The organism is Methanobrevibacter cuticularis, assembly GCF_001639285.1.
In the GTDB taxonomy this organism is placed as follows: domain Archaea; phylum Methanobacteriota; class Methanobacteria; order Methanobacteriales; family Methanobacteriaceae; genus Methanobaculum; species Methanobaculum cuticulare.
This window is the reverse complement of the sequence record NZ_LWMW01000069.1, coordinates 1-574: the sequence shown is the minus strand read 5'-3', so window position 1 is coordinate 574 and position 574 is coordinate 1. Positions and strand designations below refer to the sequence as shown.

General features: G+C 29.3%; 1 protein-coding gene. It reads right to left on the bottom strand.

What is annotated here, in order from left to right; translation table 11 throughout:
* Positions 1 to 574: hypothetical protein (locus MBCUT_RS11200; RefSeq protein WP_169805369.1), on the bottom strand; the 574-nt coding region annotated here is incomplete at both ends.

Genomic DNA, 574 nt, shown 5'->3' with positions numbered 1-574 from the left:
TTAAATGTGTTGTTATTTTTTTAGATACATTTCTTATAAAATGAAGAATGCAGTATTGGTGATCGAAACCTAGATCATTCATTATTCCATCATATTCGTTCAACATATCAGTTACAATACCTTTACGCTTGTGAGGAGGAATATTATCTCCGATAAATGATTTAATCAGTCCTTCATCCACAGTATCATTTAATATTTCTGCAATTGGCACATTATTAACAATATCAAAAAGAACATACCGGTACTTCCATGTTCCAGATATTTTAGCCCATTGCTCATCATAACCATAATAACCAGACAATTCAACATCATCATTAACATAATATAATTTATTATGAACAGAAACAGAGGATCTAACAGTTTCATGAGATATTTTAATTTTATTGAAAATTTTGTGTATTTTTGAGGTGTTTCTAAGTGAAATACTGTCTAAACGCATTATTTCGGCTGTTTTATTCTTAGTTTCCTTAGAAAAATTAGAATAAGGCCCATATTCATCGTGAAATTCAGTTTGAGATAGTTTTCCACAATTTTTACACCTATATCTTTGAACTTGAATATCATACTGCTTTCC